This is a genomic window from Sporosarcina ureae (assembly GCF_002101375.1).
GTDB lineage: Bacteria > Bacillota > Bacilli > Bacillales_A > Planococcaceae > Sporosarcina > Sporosarcina ureae_B.
The window spans coordinates 786,145-802,875 of the sequence record NZ_CP015207.1 but is presented as its reverse complement, the minus strand read 5'-3'; the positions used below and the strand labels follow the sequence as shown (position 1 = coordinate 802,875).

Here is a 16,731-nt window from a genome sequence, read left to right as displayed (position 1 = left end):
ATGACAAATTATCCAAAAAAAACTTGTTCGATTGAAAGACTTGTAACCATTCCAGAAGACGTACAAAAAGTACTCAACGGTGAAAAGTGGGCTACTAGACGTAATGGTGTCTATGCATACCCCGGCGAAATTATGACGTTAGAAGGCAAAGAGTACAAGATTGAGAAGTTGTATGAACAAACACTCGGAGAACTAACAGAAGAAGACGCCAAATCTGAAGGTCATGAAACAGTTGAAGAATATAAACAGGCGATGTTGTCGATCCACGACAAAATGCCTTGGCTTCCTAAAATGAAAGTTTGGGTGCACGAATATAGCCCAATTCAGAAATAATCTTTTAAATGAACTTTTATTACGGAGCGATTGTCTTTGCACACGTAGTATCCGCTATAATTTCAGTAGGACCATTATTTCTCCTGCTGCCATTAATACGCCGGCTGCGCACTGCTAAAGCAGAAGCAGAAGACATCTATCTGGCGTTTATCCGAGTCATTATCCGACTCGTTATGCATGCAGGTCATGTGCTTGTTGTGTCCGGGATCTTATTAATTCTATTTGGTCCATGGCCATGGCACACATCGTGGGTTATTCTCACAATAGGCGTCATGTTGTTGTCTGGATTCTTCTTGGCAACTGGTTTCTCCTCTGTATTGAAAAGATTCCATGAACCAAGCAATGACAGAGAAGCAGTAGTCAATAAATTACAACGCACTGCCTGGATCTATATTGGATTGCTGATGGTGATGCTTTGGCTTATGGTACAAAAACCGGCAGTCTGGTAAAATTACATAGCGAGCAAAAAGATGTGTACACTGTTGCACATCTTTTTAATTGCAAGATTTGATTTGACAGTAAAAATCACAGCGAATATGATGAAGATAGCAGTTTTTTGAAGGGAACGATTTGAAGATGAAAATGAAAGTACTCGGTCTGATGACGATCTTTGGGTTGCTATTGACAGCGTGCAGTCCAACCAGCGGCAATGAAACAATAAAGATTGGCACGACAGCAGGAATTTATGCAAAAGTCATCGACCAGGCACTAAAACCGGCACTTGAAGAGCAAGGTTACAAAGTTGAAGTCGAATCGTACGTAGATTTAATTGAACCGAATAAAGCGTTGGCTGATGGCGAAATAGATGCCAACATCAACCAACAACAAATTAATCTTCAGCGGTTTAACGAAGAATATGATTTGCCGATAGTAGCATTGACGGAAGTTCCGAGTGTGGGTCTTGGCTTATACTCCAACTCGTTGACGTCGATGGATGATATTCCAAATGGTTCATGGGTTACTATTCCAAATGATGAACTAGGCACGGCAAGAGCCCTTCGTTTCCTTGAACAGCAGGGGTTAATTTCATTAGATCCAAAAGCACCAACTTATGCGGTTACAGAAAAACAAATTGACAGTAATCCGAAAAACCTGAACATCCAGCCCATCTTGATTGCTCAACTGATTCCATCAATGGCAAGCGGTGATTTGGCAATTATTCCGGACAATTATATTATGGTCAATGAAATGGAATTGGAAGATGCTCTTGCGCACGAACAGCTAGGTGAAGAGTTGCAATATATCGTTTCGGTCAGAGACGAAGACCGTGAGAAGGATTTTGCACTAGCAATTAAAGAAGCAGTAGCATCAGAAAAGTTCCAAGAAGCTATTGATGAACATTTCCAAGGCTTCGGAAAATAAAAACCACGTATGGACTCAACTATGAGCCATACGTGGTTTTTTTCATCTATCTTATCGTTGCTGTCGCTTCAAAAAGTCTACATCTGGGTAATAGGCATCTTTCACAAGTAAATTCGGTCCAAGACAACGCACAGCAGGACAGTGACAGTTGACACTTTTCGCTAATGGATGCTGTTGCCATTTATCGTATAAATCGACCAAATGATCGGTTTGAATATTTCCAAGTGGCGGAACATCTCCGAAATCGGTCACGATTACATCTCCAGTAAACATATTGACATTCAACCGGGAACGCCCATCTGGATCATTTCGTACAGTGACATTTTCACTTGCCGCAAGTTTCGTAAATAATTCTTGGTCTCTTGCATCGCTACTGCAATTATAAAATGGCAATGTTCCAAATAGCATCCAAGTTTGCGGATCACGGTAGGTTAGCAAATCGAACATCGCGTTACGTGTTTCGTCCAATGTGAGCACATCCAATGAAGAAGCGAAATCGCTAGGGTACATAGGATGTATTTCATGGCGTCCACATTTCATTTCATGGACGATTTGTTCGTGAATCGTCTGTAAATGAGGCAATGTTCGGCGATTCAGCATAGTCTCCGCTGATACCATAACACCCATTTCAGACAATGCTCGGCTGTTTTCAATCATACGCACGAATTGTGCTGCACGACGTTCACGTGGTGGTTTGCGTTCCATCCGGGCGAATCCACCATCGATGAAATCATCGACTGTACCCCAATTATGTGAAATATGCAGGACATCCAGATACGGTGCAATTAATTCATATCTTTCAAAAGGCATAGTAAGGTTTGAATTCATCTGCGTCTGAATGCCGCGCGCATGCGCATACTGCAGTAGCGGTACGACATACTGCTCGACGGATTTCTTTGAGAACATCGGCTCGCCACCTGTTAAACTAATCGTTCGCAAATGCGGAATTTCATCCAATCTCTGCAGCAACAGTTCGATTGGTAGTGCTTGTGGATCTTTCGGTTGTAGCATATATCCAACCGCGCAATGTTCACAACGCATATTGCATAAATATGTCGTCGTGAATTCTATGCTTGATAGGACCTGTTTACCGTGTAGATCTACATCTTGATACGCTTCCCATGCATCTGATAGACGGGAATGTGATATTACCATGGTCGTAACTCCTTATTTCAATTAATTTTTGTCGCTAGCATATTCTGCTAAATCCTTCGCGTATTTACTCATCGAAGAAGTAGAAACATCGAATGCTTCTGCGATCTCTTTTAGTGTCATATCAAGCGGCGTGAAATAATTATGGTCTTGACCATAACGGATTGCGCCTGCCGCAATCGCTAGTTTCTTACGTGCCTTTGGCTGTTCATCTACTAAGAAATCTTCAAGCACTTCAAGCAAAGCCTTCGATTCTCGGTCATGTTGCTGTAAAAATTCATTAGCTGACTCTATAACGCCTGCTTCAAATTCGGTAAACTCATCTCCGGTATAGCCACTCTCACCAAGCGCAATCCAGAATTTCATGATGGATTCTTTTAGTGAAGGGTTTTCTGTATCCGCAAGTGTTTTAGCAAACTGTTTGATTGCTTCCGTATGATCAGTCGGGAAGAAGATTAAACTGGATACTGCTAGATAATTACCTTCAGACGTACCATCAGAAAGTATGAAGCAGTAGAAGTGCACACCTACTGGAACAGGTTTATCACTTTCTTTCCACAATTCAATCGTCTCATCACCTAGGATACTTGTAGCTGTTAAATATGTATCCCCGACAGCTGTTACTTCACCGATAAATACACGTGGCTCTGACCATCTATCAAGTAACTCAAGAATAGATGGGCGAACGTGTTTTTTCTTCTGTTTTGCAACATAGTCATCCCAAATATCTCTCCGCTGATGGAAGAAAAATTCATCAAGCGCAATCGTTTCAATCATTTCTTGTGGTAAATAACTATTCAATGAAGACTTCCATGTATTAGCAAATTCCACGAACGCCGGTATATCTGGTCGCTGAGGATGAATATCATAAAATGTTTGCAATAAGTGCTCCATTTCATCTGTCAACAAATCTTCAACAGTCACCGCATCTTTTCGTTCACAGCACTTTTTATATTTCTTACCACTGCCACATGGGCATGGGTCATTACGTCCAACCATTAAAACACTTCCCTTTTTAAAATTACTACATATCTAAGTGTACCAAACGAGGAGCGAGTTCGCATGATATTTAATTAGCGAAACGAAGTTGGAAAATTAAAAACCACTCTTTGAATCATCTAGATCCAAAGAGTGGTCCATTACATATAATTAGCGATCCAATCTCTTGATAAATTGCATGACTTCATCAGCGGAAGACAGTGAAAAAAGTTCTACCTAATTCTTCAAAACTTTTCATAGAAAAAGCCTGCTTGATTTTCAATGAAATAGCTTTTTACTTATTCTATCCAATTCCACTGTGACATGGTAAACTATTCAGACTGCATACATTCGCATGATGTAGAAGTAATTACTATCACAAAGTATGAAGGGATTTCTAAGTGTGTGGTAATGTTGGGGGCAAAACTATATCGAAAAGGGGAATACATGCATGGGACTATTTGATGCGCTTTTAGGAAATGCTTCCGTCGTAAACAATGAAGACGTGAAGAAAGAACTGCACTTGATTTTGGCAGATGGCGAAGAAGTGGAAGCGGCTTTTAAGCTCGTACGCGATTTAATCGTATTTACGAAAACGCGATTAATTCTAGTTGATAAGCAAGGCATGACAGGAAAGAAAGTAGATTACCATTCGGTGCCTTTTAAAAGCATCTCTCATTATAGTGTAGAAACTGCAGGTACATTTGATATGGATGCAGAATTAAAAATCTGGATATCAAGTTCACAGACTCCGCAGATTGAAAAACAGTTTAGAAAAGATAAAGCTATTTATGATATTCAAAAAATATTAGCAACGGTTTGTGTTTAATTTACATCTTAAATAAGGAAGTGGTACTTTTCGTGAAAGTACCACTTTACCACTATTTCCTTTTGGGTGATGTACTATTCTCATACGCAACAAGTGTCACACCTAATTTTTCCTCCAAGTGATTCAGTGCATGTAAATCCTCGGTGCTTAATTCTGCAATCGACGCATCTTTGTTTGTCATATACATAACTTCCTCTCCCAGTTTGCACATATGGTGGCTAGATTGTTTCAAAATATACATACGAGATATAAGGAGGCCAGGCCATGTACGATCCAACTGTATTCGAAAACTTAAAAGTTGCATTTGAGAACCATGTGTATGATTTGGATAACTTGGAACAAGCAGTCCATATCTTAAATCGTAAAGATCAATTGGATTTAGCGGTTATGGCAAGGGAATTTACAATTCGTTTTGCAAAAGTTGGCTATCCGTCAGTCATCGTGGATCTTACGCTGAATTCATCACTTAAGGAGTTGGCGAATGAAATACTGGAAGTTGAAAATGCAGAGCCGGGCTGTACGCTCACATTACTCGTTCGCACTTTCATTCAAGATGTAGATAGCGAATGTGAAGAAATCGCGAGTATCCTTCGTGCTGTATGGGAAAACGATATTAGTTACACGCAAACACTCAGCTTCCGTCATGAGCAAACAGAGCAAGGGTTCATGAATCGGATCCACATTCATTTCAAACCGAAATTAACTGAAGATCATATGGGAGAAATCGGTGCATTCCTAAACAGTGTACTGGACATGATGGAGCAAATTGGAGAAGTTTCGTAATGAAAGAAAAAACGCATCCTGTTACGGAACGTTTTTCAAATACTGTGATACTATTGTTTGTTTAAAAGCCCAAATATAAACTAAACTATTATCGCTTAGATGACGCGGTACCATCGCAGAGCATACAAAGAAGCGGTATGCCTATAACTTCAATCTCGTAAATGCCACGTCTTCTACCTGTATTCAACTCCTACCTCATTTTTTAAATCGATTTCCTGTATTCGCATAGATCAATGCAAAACCGAGTACGGCCACGAATAGTGATAGTCCCACTATGAAATATATATCTTCCTCCAGCAGTTCACTTACTGCGAACAGTCCGACACAAAAACTTAAAGCGAACATAATTTTCGCCATAAATTTGCATAACGCACGTTCATTAATCTGCATCTTTTTCTCCATGGACATCGTATTGTATCCCGAAAGCATAGATGCGCCTTTACCTTGCCAAAGTGCGATACCGTACACAATAAATGCAAGTAGAATGATGACATCTAGTAGCAAGCCGACCATAATCATTCCTCGTTTCATAAAAAAATAGAGTGAACTCTGTAACGAGTTCACTCTATTCTACCTGATTATACGGTTGCCTGACGAGTCTTTATAGTCATCGATAGCGAGATAGCCGCACAAATGAATGCGATGATGACCAGTACACCACCAACCGCCGGCATGTTCGTCACAGCACCCGTCTGGCTGAACACGATACCACCGACACCGGAACCAAGTGCGATTCCGACTTGCAGAGCCGAGTTATTAAAACTCTGGTGCACGTCTGATGTAACCGGATCACTTTGAATAATATATTCCTGTTGCGCAGGTGCCAATGCCCAACTCAATCCGCCCCAAACCATCATGAAGATGATGAATAATGGAATTGAAAATGTAGAGTAAGGCAGGGCGAATAAACTGATAGCGAACGCACCCAAAATAATTAAAATGCTTTTCTTGGAACCAAGACGTGTTGCCAGTCCGCCACCGAATGCTCCGCCTGCAACTGCAGCTAATCCAAACAGGAAGTAAAACACACTAATCCAATAGGGACTCAATTGCATCGTGGTCTCCAGGAATGGTGTGAAATATGCATACACTGTGTAATGACCAGCCAGCATGAACATCGTTGCCATATGAGCAAAGAAGATCTTTTTATTTGCCAATGCTTTAATTTGAACAGAAAGCGGCTGCACTTCGCCAGTGGGAATCTTCTCAAGGAACTTGGCGATCAATACAATCGAACCAACCGTCAAAAATGAAATACCTAGGAATACAGTTCGCCATCCAAAAGCATTTGTTATGACAATCCCAATCGGTACACCTAGTACAAGTGAAGAACTGATTCCCATATAAATATAACCAAGTGACTTTGCCCGTACTCTAGGCTCGACCATACGCGCTGTAATCGTTAGTGATAGAACAATGACGAGTGCCGCACTGGCAGCTGTCAAAATACGGGCTGCCATCATTAAACCGAAAGTCGGACTAAAATAGGTCAGAACGTTTCCTACTAAAAATACAAAAAGTGTGATTAAATATAATTTCTTGCGCTCTACTTTTACGGTCAGTGACAATAACACGGGTCCTGCTACCGCGTACACGAGAGCGAATACTGTAATGAGTTGTCCGGCTGTTGCGATTGAAACATTCAGATCATCGGCAATGACAGGCAAAATCCCGCCGACCACCAATTCTACCAGTCCCACCGTAATAGCAGACACTGCCAATAATAAAACACGTAAATCCAAAACAATTCCTCCTACCAGTGTCTCTACACTGTTTTTTTGAATAGAAAAATCCTGATTACAAAAATTACTTTGTAATCAGGATTTAACGGTTCCTGGTAGAGACCCTCGAACCATATTATCGAGGTTATACATGTTGATTCCGTAATGAAATTTTCTATTGTTCAATTTATCATGGAATGTGAAATATGGCAAGCTGGACAGTGAGTAACCTGAAAAACAGATTTTATTAATCGATATAGAAATTACTTTCGTTCTGCCTAGTAGCATGGTTTTAATGGTCTCAAGTTGTAAAAGTCCTCATAATCAAGTATACTTTTCCCGATAAACTTGTGCGAATCATTACAGTGATAAAGGATGGATATACATGACATTTGAAGAAATATTGCCACGTTTGAAGGATGGAGAGAAAGTCATCCGTAGTAACTGGGGCGGAGCGGAATTATACGTGAAATTAGTAGGAGAGAGCGAGCAAGACGGCAAGAAGTTAAATCCTTATTTCGTGATTGACGTAACCGGTGAAGGGTACACCATGTTCACACCAACTGTTTGTGACTTACTGGCGGAAGATTGGGTAATCGTAGAATAATACATTGAATCGAAGCTCATGAGCCATCATGGGCTTTTTTATATAGGAGGATATTATGAAATTTGAAGAATATACAGGGAAGACAGTTCTAGTGACTGGAGCAGCTTCAGGTATTGGACGAGCACAAGCTATAGCATTTTTAGAAAATGGAGCAAATGTCTTTGCGTTTGATATACAAGAAGGAAATCTCCCGACATTACAAAAAGAGTATCCGTTACAGTTCGCCTATGCGATTGGTAGTGTCAGTGTAAAGGAAGATGTAACACGGGCTGTTCAGGAAGCATGTAACGTGTTTGGTACAATAGATATATTATTAAACACAGCAGGGGTTCTTGACGGTTTTGCAAAAACACTGGATACCGACGAAGCACTTTGGGAAAAAATCATGGACACGAATGTGAAAGGTACATATTTGATGACAAATGAAATATTGCCACAGATGATCGCTCATAAGTCAGGTATTATTATCAATATGGCATCCATTGCGGGCCTCGTGGCAGGTGGTGGCGGGGCAGCCTATACTGCATCCAAACATGCTATTGTCGGGTATACGAAACAACTGGACATGGATTACTGCCGTGAGGGGATTCGTGCGAATGCGATTGCACCAGGAGCGATTCAGACACCGATGAATCAAGCGGATTTTGCAGGAGACGGTGAAATGGCAAAGTGGGTAGCAGAGGAAACACCTGCAGGGCGCTGGGCACAGCCGAGTGAAGTGGCGAACCTAACGTTATATTTAGCCAGTACCGCAGCTGATTATATCCATGGAGCGGTTATTCCAATTGACGGCGGTTGGATTGCGAAATAAAGCTTTTGTATTATAGTGAACTCTGTTATAATACCGAAGCAAGCAAATTCTGTTTGCACTGCGGCACTTTTGATCGAGCGATAGGCTCTTTCTTCCTTTGGTCGTAGTTATTACTGGAATAGCAACTAGGCTATTTCATAAAGGAGAAAATAAAATGAGTATGTCTTATGTAAAAGATTCACCTAAGAGTAAAAGTACGGTGAATGAACTGACAAAAACAGCTCTCGTTGCAGCTTTGTATGTGGCGGTGACGTTTGTATTTGCAGTTATCAGTTTTGGCGCAATCCAATTGCGTTTGTCAGAGATGTTCAATTACCTAGCTTTGTATAATAAACGATACGTGATTGGTGTCACGCTAGGTGTCATGTTCGCAAACTTTATGTCCCCCACTTGGATTCTGGATGTGCCGATTGGTTCTATGGCTACGTTAGTCGCATTATTAGTATGTCGTGCGCTGACAAAGAAAATTAAAAATGATATCGTCAAAATGGTCATCACTGCTATTGTTTTTGCATTGTCTATGTGCGCCATTGCTGCTCAATTGACAATTTTACTAGGTTTCCCATTCTGGGCTACTTGGCTGACAGCGGGAATCGGTGAGTTATTATCCATGACAATTGGCGGGATTATTATATATTCGTTGAATAAGAAAATAGATTTGTCCAAATAAAAGAGAGAGCATATTCGCAGATTTTGTGAATATGCTCTCTTTATCATTTAAAAATCAAATTTCCGTGAGATTACCATGTCTACGCATCACCTCATAAGTAATTACAGTTCACAAAACAATTCGGAGTTCGTTGTAAATCACTATACAAGTTATGTTAATTGTTATTTCGTGAGACCCCAATCATCTTGCTTGACTAGATTTATTAGCGAAATGGATGTGTCATTACGTTTAAATGCATGCAATGAGGACAATATGAAAGTAATAAGATAATTTTTTGGGAGGAAAGCCATTATGAAAAATGCTGTATTTCTGGATCGAGATGGTGTGATCAATGAAGTGTTAACGCATCGTGTGAAATTTGTGAATGAACCTAACCAATTATATTTTTTGCCTGGAGTAGCAGAGGCGATTAAGCAATTGAATCAAGTATTTGATTACATATTTGTTGTGACGAATCAAGGCGGTGTTGGTCTTGGTTACATGAAAGAATCTACATTGAAATCCATTCATCATCATATGATTGCAGAGCTTGCAAAGGAAGGTGCCATAATTGACAAAGTCGCTTATTGTCCGCATAAGCCGAAGTCTGGTTGTGATTGCCGTAAGCCACATAGTAAGCTAATAGAAAATCTTGCCATGAACTATAATGTAAACTTGTCCACATCTTATATGATAGGCGATACGGATACTGACATTATTGCCGGAAAAAGAGCAGGAACTAAGACCGTCTTCCTAGGTACAACAGATCCAATAGCCGATGCAGTATTTCCAGATTTACTTCATGCCGTTCCCTGGATCATAGACGATATGGCGAAGTGAAAAGTAAAGAAACTATACTTCTCAACTAGTTGGTCAAGCTTTACATATGTAGGTGGACAATCGGTAGAGTGACGAGCCCTAGTGCAATCCGCAAAATCACATCGATAGCCAATTGATTGCTATTACACTAGCTCCGAATGCCGGTAATAAATGCTCCAAAGATATTGATATTTGAAGCATTTTATTATCTGGCATCATCGTCTTCTTTACAAATCAGCATATATAAATTCCGTGTCAACGTTCAAGCTTTTAACATTATAATTCTATAGAATAATACTAGTGATAAAGTATTATAATATGCTATAATTGTTAGAAATAATACGGAAGTGGTGCTAATTACTCTTATTTTGTACGATATACATAATTGATTAGAACTATTATAGAGACAATAGAATACATGTGTACTAGTGAAAGGGGCTGCTTATGAGGAAGTTAGTAGTATTTGTGATGATTATAGTATTTTTACTCATTGTACCTGTAGGATTATGGTTTTTGAAGGACAATCAACCGATGAAAGTGGCTATTATAGATAAATCAGCAGTAGAAAATTTACATACAAAACATCTTGGGGTTAGCTGGGTATTAAACTATTCAAAAGTAAAAGCTTCGCATAACAAACCATTTGATCCTGCGCGGGACTATTATGGCGGATACACAGCAGTAGAAGGAAAAGGTATTTCCGAGTTGAATCCACTACCACAAGATTATGGGAAGAAAGATATTATTTACTTGGCAAATACAGCCAGTTTTGATGAAAATGAATTAGATACGAAAAATTCTGCGCTCGCTACATACGAAGAAAATCATGGCGGACTAAAAGAAATAGAGTGGCAACGAATAGTGAAAAGACTTAATTCGAAGAAGCCTTCCATGTTGATAGCGGAGTATAATTCATTTTCTGCACCTACTTCAGAAAAAGTACGTACACGTGTCGAAGATCGAATGGGCTTGAAGTTCTCTGGTTGGAGAGGTCGTTATATGGAAGAACTGGATCCACAAAAGAATGCAGAGATGGAAAAAATTCTTCCTAAACAATCAGCACAGTGGACATATAGTGGACCTGGTTTTGTGTTAATGAATGATACTTCAGGGGAAGTTCTTGTATTGAGAAAAAATGAAGAGCTTTCAACTGATGATATTCAGCTAACATTTACGGACAACGGTACGAAACGATTAAATGTCAAGGGTTCACATCGCTTTCATTCCTGGTTCGATATCGTTACGGCGGAGCAAGGCGAATCATTAGCGGTATATGATTGGAATCTTACTGAAAAAGGAAAAAAGATGTTAGATAAGAAAGGAATCCCTACTCAATTCGATGCGGTAATTCGTCATACATCCGGCGTTTCCGAAAGCATGTATTTTTCTGGTGATTTCAGTAGTATGGAAAATGTTCCTTCTATATATCAAGTAAAAGGAATAGCGAACGTCTATAAAGCTATTCAAAGATCTTCTGAGAAAGCATTTTTCTGGTCTGCTTATGTACCGATGATGCAGGGAGCGCTTGCACAGTTCGGACAAGTAGAGGCAATGGATGAGAAGAAGCCAAAGCAAGAAGGAGTACAAATGAATTCACGAATGAATGGTAATCATTTGGAAGTTCTAACCGATGGCAAATGGACTCCGATGATTGTCAAAGGTGTGAATATTGGAATGGGGAAACCAGGAGCATTTCCTGGCGAAGCTGCCATTACAGAAGAAGAGTATTATAAGTGGTTCGAAGCGATTGGCGAGATGAACGCTAATACTATTCGCGTTTATACGCTTCATCCACCTGATTTTTATCACGCATTAAAAGCGTATAATGATGTACATGATACACCTATATATGTCATGCATGGTGTCTGGATCAATGAAGAAAAACTGGAAGAGTCATTAGATGCCTTTGAGAAAGAGAACTTGAAAGACTTCCAAAAAGAAATGGTCCAACTTGTCGATGTCATTCATGGAAATGCTACTGTACCACCGCGTCCAGGTCATGCATCCGGCGTATACGATGCGGATATTTCCCAATGGGTCACAGCATGGATGATTGGCATTGAATGGTATCCATTCATGGTGGAGAACACGAATAAGTTACATGCTGATTTAGGAGAATACAATGGGAAGTATTTTGAAACAAAAGGCGCCGCTGCATTTGAATATTGGCTGGCGGAACAAATGGATATTCTCGTCTCGCATGAAGTGAGTAACTACCAGCAGATTCGACCGATGAGCTTCGTCAATTGGGTCACGACTGATTTGCTGACACACCCATCTGATTCTTCAAATCAAGAAGATATCGTATCTGTTGATCCAAATCTCCTCTACACTAAGGGGGAAATGGACAAGGCTGGTCAATTTGCTTCGTATCATGTGTATCCATACTATCCGGATTTTTTAAACTATGAGAAAAAATATCGTGAGTTTATAGATTTCAGAGGCCAGAAGAATAACTACGCTGGCTATTTAAAAGATTTGCACGAAGCACATCGAATACCGATTCTAATTTCAGAATTTGGGATTCCTGCTTCTAGAGGAAAAGCGCATGAAAATCCATTTGGCTGGAATCAAGGATTTATATCAGAGGACCAGCAAGGAGAAATATTGACGCATTTATATGAAGATATATTGCAAGAGAATTTAATGGGCGCACTAGTATTTTCATGGCAAGATGAGTGGTTTAAACGAACATGGAACACGGCAGAATATGATAATCCAGATCGTCGTCCTTACTGGTCTAACACACAAACGAATGAACAAAAGTTCGGTCTGCTCAGCTTTGATCCGTTGAAAATAAAAGTGGCGGGACATGAAGAGGAATGGACAGGAGAACCGTTGTATAAGAACAAGCAAGGTACGCTTGAAAAAATGTATGTAGATCATGACGAAACCTTCTTGTATATTCGGATAGATTACGATGAATCCAAAATAGGTGAAACTGACGTAGTGAATATTCTCTTTGATACGGTGCCAGGACGTGGGAATACACGTGCTAGTAGAATTGAAGATCTTCAATTCACTAATGGACTGGAATTCATTGCTAAAATTAACGGTGCCCAATCAAGAATGTTGATTGACCCGCATTATGATCTATTCCACCATGATTACGGTAAGGATGTAGGATATATTCCGAAAAAGGAAATGAAAGATCAAACGAACCAATTCATTCCGATGCAGTACGCGTTAAATCGAAAATACTTTGTGGCGAACGAAAAACGCACGATTCCATTCAGTTCATATGAAACGGGAAAACTTCGAGAAGGAAATGGAGATCCTGACTCAACTGAGTATGATTCGTTGGCAGATTACCATATGCGTGATGGCATGTTGGAGCTACGTATTCCGTGGATGTTGTTACAAGCGATGGATCCAAGTAGAAAAGAGTTTATCGAGAATTTGTTGGCTGATGGTACCAGAACAAGCATTAACATCGATGAACTATTTATCGGAGCCGTTTTAACATCAGAAGATGGCCAAGTACTGGAGTCATTTCCTCAGCTACATGACATGAAGTTGGATCCAATGAAAAGTTATACATGGGATAATTGGCAAGTTCCTATGTATGAAGAACGATTGAAGAAGTCTTATTATTATTTGCAAGAGGCATTTAAAGCGAAGTGAAATAAAAGTTAGAAAAAGAACAGAAGTCTCCATAGAGATTTCTGTTCTTTTTCGTATAGGGAAATTAGATTGGCAAGAACATATAGGTATTTTCAAATGAAATATTCAAAAACACCTACTCTACTACTTGTCAAAATTACATAATATGAGCTGAAAATAACTGAACGTTTCTATAGTTTTATGATATAGTATGGAATGCATTTAAAATTAAAAGAGTCTATTTAACGGAGGAAGTTATGTCGGATCTAAAGTTACCTAATAAAAGATTTAGACCCGAGATAGAAGGGGTACGAACGGTAGCAACATTATTGATCGCAATTTATCATATATGGTTTGGTAGAGTGTCTGGTGGAATCGATGTGTTCTTCGTTATTTCAGGTTATTTGATGACGTTATCCATCATCTCGCGTATAGAACGAACAGGATCAGTAAATTTTATCGAGTATTTTCTGAACTTAGCGAGAAGGTTATTACCCCAAGCGACAGTAGTCTTGATTTTCACTGGAATTTTTGCTGTCATTCTTCTGCCCAAGTTTGAATGGGGAGAAATAATAACGCATATGATGGCTTCCACATTTTATTTTGAAAACTGGCGGCTAGCATTCGATTCTGTTGACTATTTGGCGCAAGATAATATACCTACTCCATTTCAACATTTTTGGTCACTTAGTGTGCAAGGTCAATTTTATTTTATCTGGCCTGTTCTATTTACGTCTATTTATTATATCGCACGAAAGCTTTTGAAAACACCAGTATACAAGACATTACTTAGTTCGCTTATCATCGTGTTTATATGTTCATTGGCTTTTTCCGTCTATCAAACAAATGTTAACCAGCCTTTTGCATACTTCAATACATTCACACGGATATGGGAATTTAGTATTGGTGGCATTTTTGCTTTACTATCGCCATACTTATTTTTCAATAAAAGATTAAGCGTAGTCTTAGGATGGGTTGGTCTAGCAATTATCGGACTTACTGGATTTTCATTTCCAGTATCAACTGTATTCCCTGGATATTTGGCATTGATTCCTATTAGTGGAGTACTACTAATATTAATTGCCTCGGAAAGTATCACAATATATGGTGTAAATCGATTTTTATCGACAAAGCCTCTGATTTATCTAGGGAGTCTTACATATGGTGTATATTTATGGCATTGGCCGTTGCTGATTTTCTATCGTACGTATATGGAAACAGAAACAGTGCCTATAGGAGATGGGATATTACTATTGATGGCGACCTTTGTGTTGTCCATGATTTCTACCAAATTATTAGAAAAAACTGTTCAAAAAATAGGTGGGAATCAGAAGAAAGGGAAACTACTCGTCGTATTGTCAACTATGGTAGTACTTGCATGTAGTTCAATATTTTCTATTTCTGCTTATATTGAAAAGGCGACTGCTAATTCGGATATTGTCCATGAACAAGATTACCCTGGTGCTCAATCAAAAGATTATAATATGAAAAGCGTATCCTATGTAGAACCGATCCCGTCACCTTCAGAAATCAAAACAGATCTTCCGGTATTTTATAATGATTTGGAATGTCAGTCCGCCAATCTAACGGAAGTCAGGAAATGTTCTTATGGTGTATTGGAAGGTTTTGATTTCACGTTGGCACTCGTTGGTGGTTCACACTCAGGTCATTGGTTCCCGGCTTTAATAGAATTAGCGGAAGAAATGAATTTTAAAATTGATTTATATAGTCATGATGGTTGTCGTTTTACAGACGAAGACCCCAAGGGAAACTTAACGAAAGCTTGTATTCCCTGGAATAGTAATTTAATTGATACGTTAATAGAAGATCCACCTGATTTGGTTTTCACAACAGCGACAGTGAATAAACATCCAAAAGTACCTCGAGGATTTGTGAATCAGTGGAAAAGACTTGAAGGAATTACTACAATTTTTGCGATACGGGATAATCCTCGTATGCAAGAAATCATTCCTGTTTGCCTTGAACAAGCAGACGATCCGTTGGAGTGTTCCGTGCCAAGAGATCAAGCCATTGCGAAGGAAAATCCGTGGGAAGTGACAGAAGGTATTCCATCGAATGTATTTTTCGCAGACTTAACAGACTCTTTTTGTGATGAAACGACTTGTTATCCTATCATTGGAAATATCATTGTCTATCGTGATGATAATCATATTACTGCAGAATATGCAAAAACGTTAGCACCTGCATTAAAAGTGCCTTTGCAGCAAGCATTCGATAACGTAGGAAAAAAACATGCGCAATGATGAGTAATCGGTTTGTCATGGATTTTGTATAGTTCATATAGAGATGGGAAAGCTATCATGTAGAAAGAAAACTTCAAGAAGGAGTGTATATGATGGCGAAGAACTATCCAAAACCAAATGATTCTGCAGACAACAAAGAACGATTGAATAAGACGATCAGTAATATGGAAGCAGCAGAAGATGCAATGAAGTTTGCAGAAGGTAAAGAGTTCGAACAGATCAAAAAGAAAAATGAACGCAGAGCAGAAAGTATCGAAGATTTAAAAGAAGAAATTAGTGAAGAAGATAAGTCGCGTATCAATGGTTATTTATAAATAAGTCAATGCGAAAAAAGTTTGGCCCTCACTTCTAACAGTGGGGGTTTTAGTTGTTTGTCATGGTATATATAAGCAAAAAAGAGGAATCAGTTCAGTGCGCTGTATAGAATAGAAACATCTACAATATTTTAGGGATTTTCTATATAAGGGGAGAATAAAAAATGAAAAGAATAAAAAAGGTTGATGAGTGGCGGGAACTGCTTGAAAAGTCGGATGAGCAACCATTCCTTTTATTTAAATCAAGCATGACATCTGTTAGTAGTTTAGCAGCTAAAAAAGAATTGGATGGACTTCGCACGGAATTGCCTATTTATATCGTCATTACACAAGTGAGTAGAAAGCTTTCGGCGGCCATTGAATCAGATTTAAGTGTTGCGCACGAAGTTCCCCAATTATTGATTTTAAAAGATAAACGAGCTATCTGGCAAGCTACTCATTATCAAATCAAAGAACAAATTTTATTGGATGCAATAAAAGAATACGTCTAAGAAACGGATCAATTT

At 39.2% G+C, this 16,731-nt stretch carries 18 protein-coding genes and 1 riboswitch; of the genes, 13 read left to right on the top strand and 5 right to left on the bottom strand.

Annotated features, from left to right (window positions below):
- The 3 genes from SporoP8_RS03860 (at position 1) to SporoP8_RS03850 (ending at position 1,695) form a co-directional block, all read left to right on the top strand.
- Positions 1–333 carry an ASCH domain-containing protein gene (locus SporoP8_RS03860; RefSeq protein WP_085131317.1) on the top strand — a complete coding sequence of 111 codons (333 nt, stop codon included), beginning with the start codon at positions 1–3 and terminating at the stop codon, positions 331–333.
- 8 nt (positions 334–341) lie between these two features.
- Complete coding sequence (locus tag SporoP8_RS03855) at positions 342–782, top strand: hypothetical protein (RefSeq protein WP_085131316.1); 441 nt, start codon at positions 342–344, stop codon at positions 780–782.
- Between the two features lie 127 nt (positions 783–909).
- Positions 910–1,695: a MetQ/NlpA family ABC transporter substrate-binding protein gene (locus SporoP8_RS03850; RefSeq protein ID WP_085131315.1), complete on the top strand. Its 786-nt coding sequence runs from the start codon at positions 910–912 to the stop codon at positions 1,693–1,695.
- Between the two features lie 51 nt (positions 1,696–1,746).
- On the opposite strand, the gene yfkAB is transcribed toward SporoP8_RS03850, so the two are convergent.
- Both yfkAB and SporoP8_RS03840 read right to left on the bottom strand, forming a co-directional pair.
- On the bottom strand, positions 1,747–2,850 hold the full coding sequence (gene yfkAB, locus SporoP8_RS03845) for a radical SAM/CxCxxxxC motif protein YfkAB (RefSeq protein ID WP_085131314.1): 1,104 nt from the start codon (positions 2,848–2,850) through the stop codon (positions 1,747–1,749).
- A gap of 21 nt (positions 2,851–2,871) precedes the next feature.
- On the bottom strand, positions 2,872–3,846 hold the full coding sequence (locus SporoP8_RS03840) for an SEC-C metal-binding domain-containing protein (protein ID WP_085131313.1): 975 nt from the start codon (positions 3,844–3,846) through the stop codon (positions 2,872–2,874).
- Positions 3,847–4,276: 430 nt separating this feature from the next.
- On the opposite strand from SporoP8_RS03840, the gene SporoP8_RS03835 reads away from it, so the two are divergent.
- Entirely contained in the window at positions 4,277–4,654 is a 378-nt protein-coding gene (locus tag SporoP8_RS03835; protein WP_085131312.1) for a PH domain-containing protein, read from the top strand.
- A 52-nt stretch (positions 4,655–4,706) separates the two neighbouring features.
- On the opposite strand, the gene SporoP8_RS16825 is transcribed toward SporoP8_RS03835, so the two are convergent.
- Positions 4,707–4,835 (bottom strand): hypothetical protein, encoded by a 129-nt coding sequence (locus tag SporoP8_RS16825; protein WP_255397430.1) that lies wholly within the window; start codon positions 4,833–4,835, stop codon positions 4,707–4,709.
- An 83-nt stretch (positions 4,836–4,918) separates the two neighbouring features.
- Here SporoP8_RS16825 and SporoP8_RS03830 point away from each other — a divergent pair, with 83 nt between their 5' ends.
- On the top strand, positions 4,919–5,437 hold the full coding sequence (locus SporoP8_RS03830; RefSeq protein WP_085131311.1) for a hypothetical protein: 519 nt from the start codon (positions 4,919–4,921) through the stop codon (positions 5,435–5,437).
- Positions 5,438–5,632: 195 nt separating this feature from the next.
- On the opposite strand, the gene SporoP8_RS03825 is transcribed toward SporoP8_RS03830, so the two are convergent.
- Positions 5,633–6,001: a DUF3784 domain-containing protein gene (locus SporoP8_RS03825; RefSeq protein WP_232319198.1), complete on the bottom strand. Its 369-nt coding sequence runs from the start codon at positions 5,999–6,001 to the stop codon at positions 5,633–5,635.
- 14 nt (positions 6,002–6,015) lie between these two features.
- Positions 6,016–7,179, bottom strand: a complete 1,164-nt coding sequence (locus SporoP8_RS03820; protein WP_085131310.1) for an MFS transporter — start codon at positions 7,177–7,179, stop codon at positions 6,016–6,018.
- Between the two features lie 52 nt (positions 7,180–7,231).
- Positions 7,232–7,331, bottom strand: a riboswitch (purine riboswitch).
- A 212-nt stretch (positions 7,332–7,543) separates the two neighbouring features.
- On the opposite strand from SporoP8_RS03820, the gene SporoP8_RS03815 reads away from it, so the two are divergent.
- The 8 genes from SporoP8_RS03815 to SporoP8_RS03780 all read left to right on the top strand — a co-directional run bounded on the left by SporoP8_RS03815 (position 7,544) and on the right by SporoP8_RS03780 (position 16,716).
- On the top strand, positions 7,544–7,765 hold the full coding sequence (locus SporoP8_RS03815) for a DUF2829 domain-containing protein (RefSeq protein ID WP_085131309.1): 222 nt from the start codon (positions 7,544–7,546) through the stop codon (positions 7,763–7,765).
- 55 nt (positions 7,766–7,820) lie between these two features.
- Positions 7,821–8,576, top strand: coding sequence for a 3-oxoacyl-ACP reductase (locus tag SporoP8_RS03810; protein ID WP_085131308.1), 756 nt, complete (start codon positions 7,821–7,823; stop codon positions 8,574–8,576).
- Positions 8,577–8,730: 154 nt separating this feature from the next.
- Positions 8,731–9,246, top strand: coding sequence for a QueT transporter family protein (locus tag SporoP8_RS03805; RefSeq protein ID WP_099627095.1), 516 nt, complete (start codon positions 8,731–8,733; stop codon positions 9,244–9,246).
- A gap of 291 nt (positions 9,247–9,537) precedes the next feature.
- Positions 9,538–10,065, top strand: a complete 528-nt coding sequence (locus SporoP8_RS03800) for a D-glycero-alpha-D-manno-heptose-1,7-bisphosphate 7-phosphatase (RefSeq protein ID WP_085131307.1) — start codon at positions 9,538–9,540, stop codon at positions 10,063–10,065.
- A 423-nt stretch (positions 10,066–10,488) separates the two neighbouring features.
- Positions 10,489–13,668 carry a hypothetical protein gene (locus SporoP8_RS03795; RefSeq protein WP_085131306.1) on the top strand — a complete coding sequence of 1,060 codons (3,180 nt, stop codon included), beginning with the start codon at positions 10,489–10,491 and terminating at the stop codon, positions 13,666–13,668.
- A gap of 236 nt (positions 13,669–13,904) precedes the next feature.
- A complete protein-coding gene (locus tag SporoP8_RS03790; protein WP_085131305.1) occupies positions 13,905–15,911 on the top strand; it encodes an acyltransferase family protein in 2,007 nt (668 codons plus the stop codon).
- Positions 15,912–16,000: 89 nt separating this feature from the next.
- Positions 16,001–16,225: a small, acid-soluble spore protein tlp gene (locus SporoP8_RS03785; protein WP_420066733.1), complete on the top strand. Its 225-nt coding sequence runs from the start codon at positions 16,001–16,003 to the stop codon at positions 16,223–16,225.
- Between the two features lie 164 nt (positions 16,226–16,389).
- Complete coding sequence (locus SporoP8_RS03780; protein ID WP_085131303.1) at positions 16,390–16,716, top strand: monothiol bacilliredoxin BrxC family protein; 327 nt, start codon at positions 16,390–16,392, stop codon at positions 16,714–16,716.
- Positions 16,717–16,731 lie beyond the last annotated feature (15 nt).

Excerpts from the sequence above, each read along its gene's own strand:
- SporoP8_RS03795 (WP_085131306.1), top strand. The coding sequence starts at position 10,489 with ATGAGGAAGTTAGTAGTATTTGTGATGATTATAGTATTTTTACTCATT.
- SporoP8_RS03780 (WP_085131303.1), top strand. The coding sequence starts at position 16,390 with ATGAAAAGAATAAAAAAGGTTGATGAGTGGCGGGAACTGCTTGAAAAG.
- SporoP8_RS03835 (WP_085131312.1), top strand. The coding sequence starts at position 4,277 with ATGGGACTATTTGATGCGCTTTTAGGAAATGCTTCCGTCGTAAACAAT.
- SporoP8_RS03855 (WP_085131316.1), top strand. The coding sequence starts at position 342 with ATGAACTTTTATTACGGAGCGATTGTCTTTGCACACGTAGTATCCGCT.
- SporoP8_RS03785 (WP_420066733.1), top strand. The coding sequence starts at position 16,001 with ATGATGGCGAAGAACTATCCAAAACCAAATGATTCTGCAGACAACAAA.
- SporoP8_RS03860 (WP_085131317.1), top strand. The coding sequence starts at position 1 with ATGACAAATTATCCAAAAAAAACTTGTTCGATTGAAAGACTTGTAACC.
- SporoP8_RS03850 (WP_085131315.1), top strand. The coding sequence starts at position 910 with ATGAAAATGAAAGTACTCGGTCTGATGACGATCTTTGGGTTGCTATTG.
- SporoP8_RS03800 (WP_085131307.1), top strand. The coding sequence starts at position 9,538 with ATGAAAAATGCTGTATTTCTGGATCGAGATGGTGTGATCAATGAAGTG.
- SporoP8_RS03790 (WP_085131305.1), top strand. The coding sequence starts at position 13,905 with ATGTCGGATCTAAAGTTACCTAATAAAAGATTTAGACCCGAGATAGAA.
- SporoP8_RS03830 (WP_085131311.1), top strand. The coding sequence starts at position 4,919 with ATGTACGATCCAACTGTATTCGAAAACTTAAAAGTTGCATTTGAGAAC.
- yfkAB (WP_085131314.1), bottom strand. The coding sequence starts at position 2,850 with ATGGTAATATCACATTCCCGTCTATCAGATGCATGGGAAGCGTATCAA.
- SporoP8_RS03840 (WP_085131313.1), bottom strand. The coding sequence starts at position 3,846 with ATGGTTGGACGTAATGACCCATGCCCATGTGGCAGTGGTAAGAAATAT.
- SporoP8_RS03805 (WP_099627095.1), top strand. The coding sequence starts at position 8,731 with ATGAGTATGTCTTATGTAAAAGATTCACCTAAGAGTAAAAGTACGGTG.
- SporoP8_RS03815 (WP_085131309.1), top strand. The coding sequence starts at position 7,544 with ATGACATTTGAAGAAATATTGCCACGTTTGAAGGATGGAGAGAAAGTC.
- SporoP8_RS16825 (WP_255397430.1), bottom strand. The coding sequence starts at position 4,835 with ATGACAAACAAAGATGCGTCGATTGCAGAATTAAGCACCGAGGATTTA.
- SporoP8_RS03810 (WP_085131308.1), top strand. The coding sequence starts at position 7,821 with ATGAAATTTGAAGAATATACAGGGAAGACAGTTCTAGTGACTGGAGCA.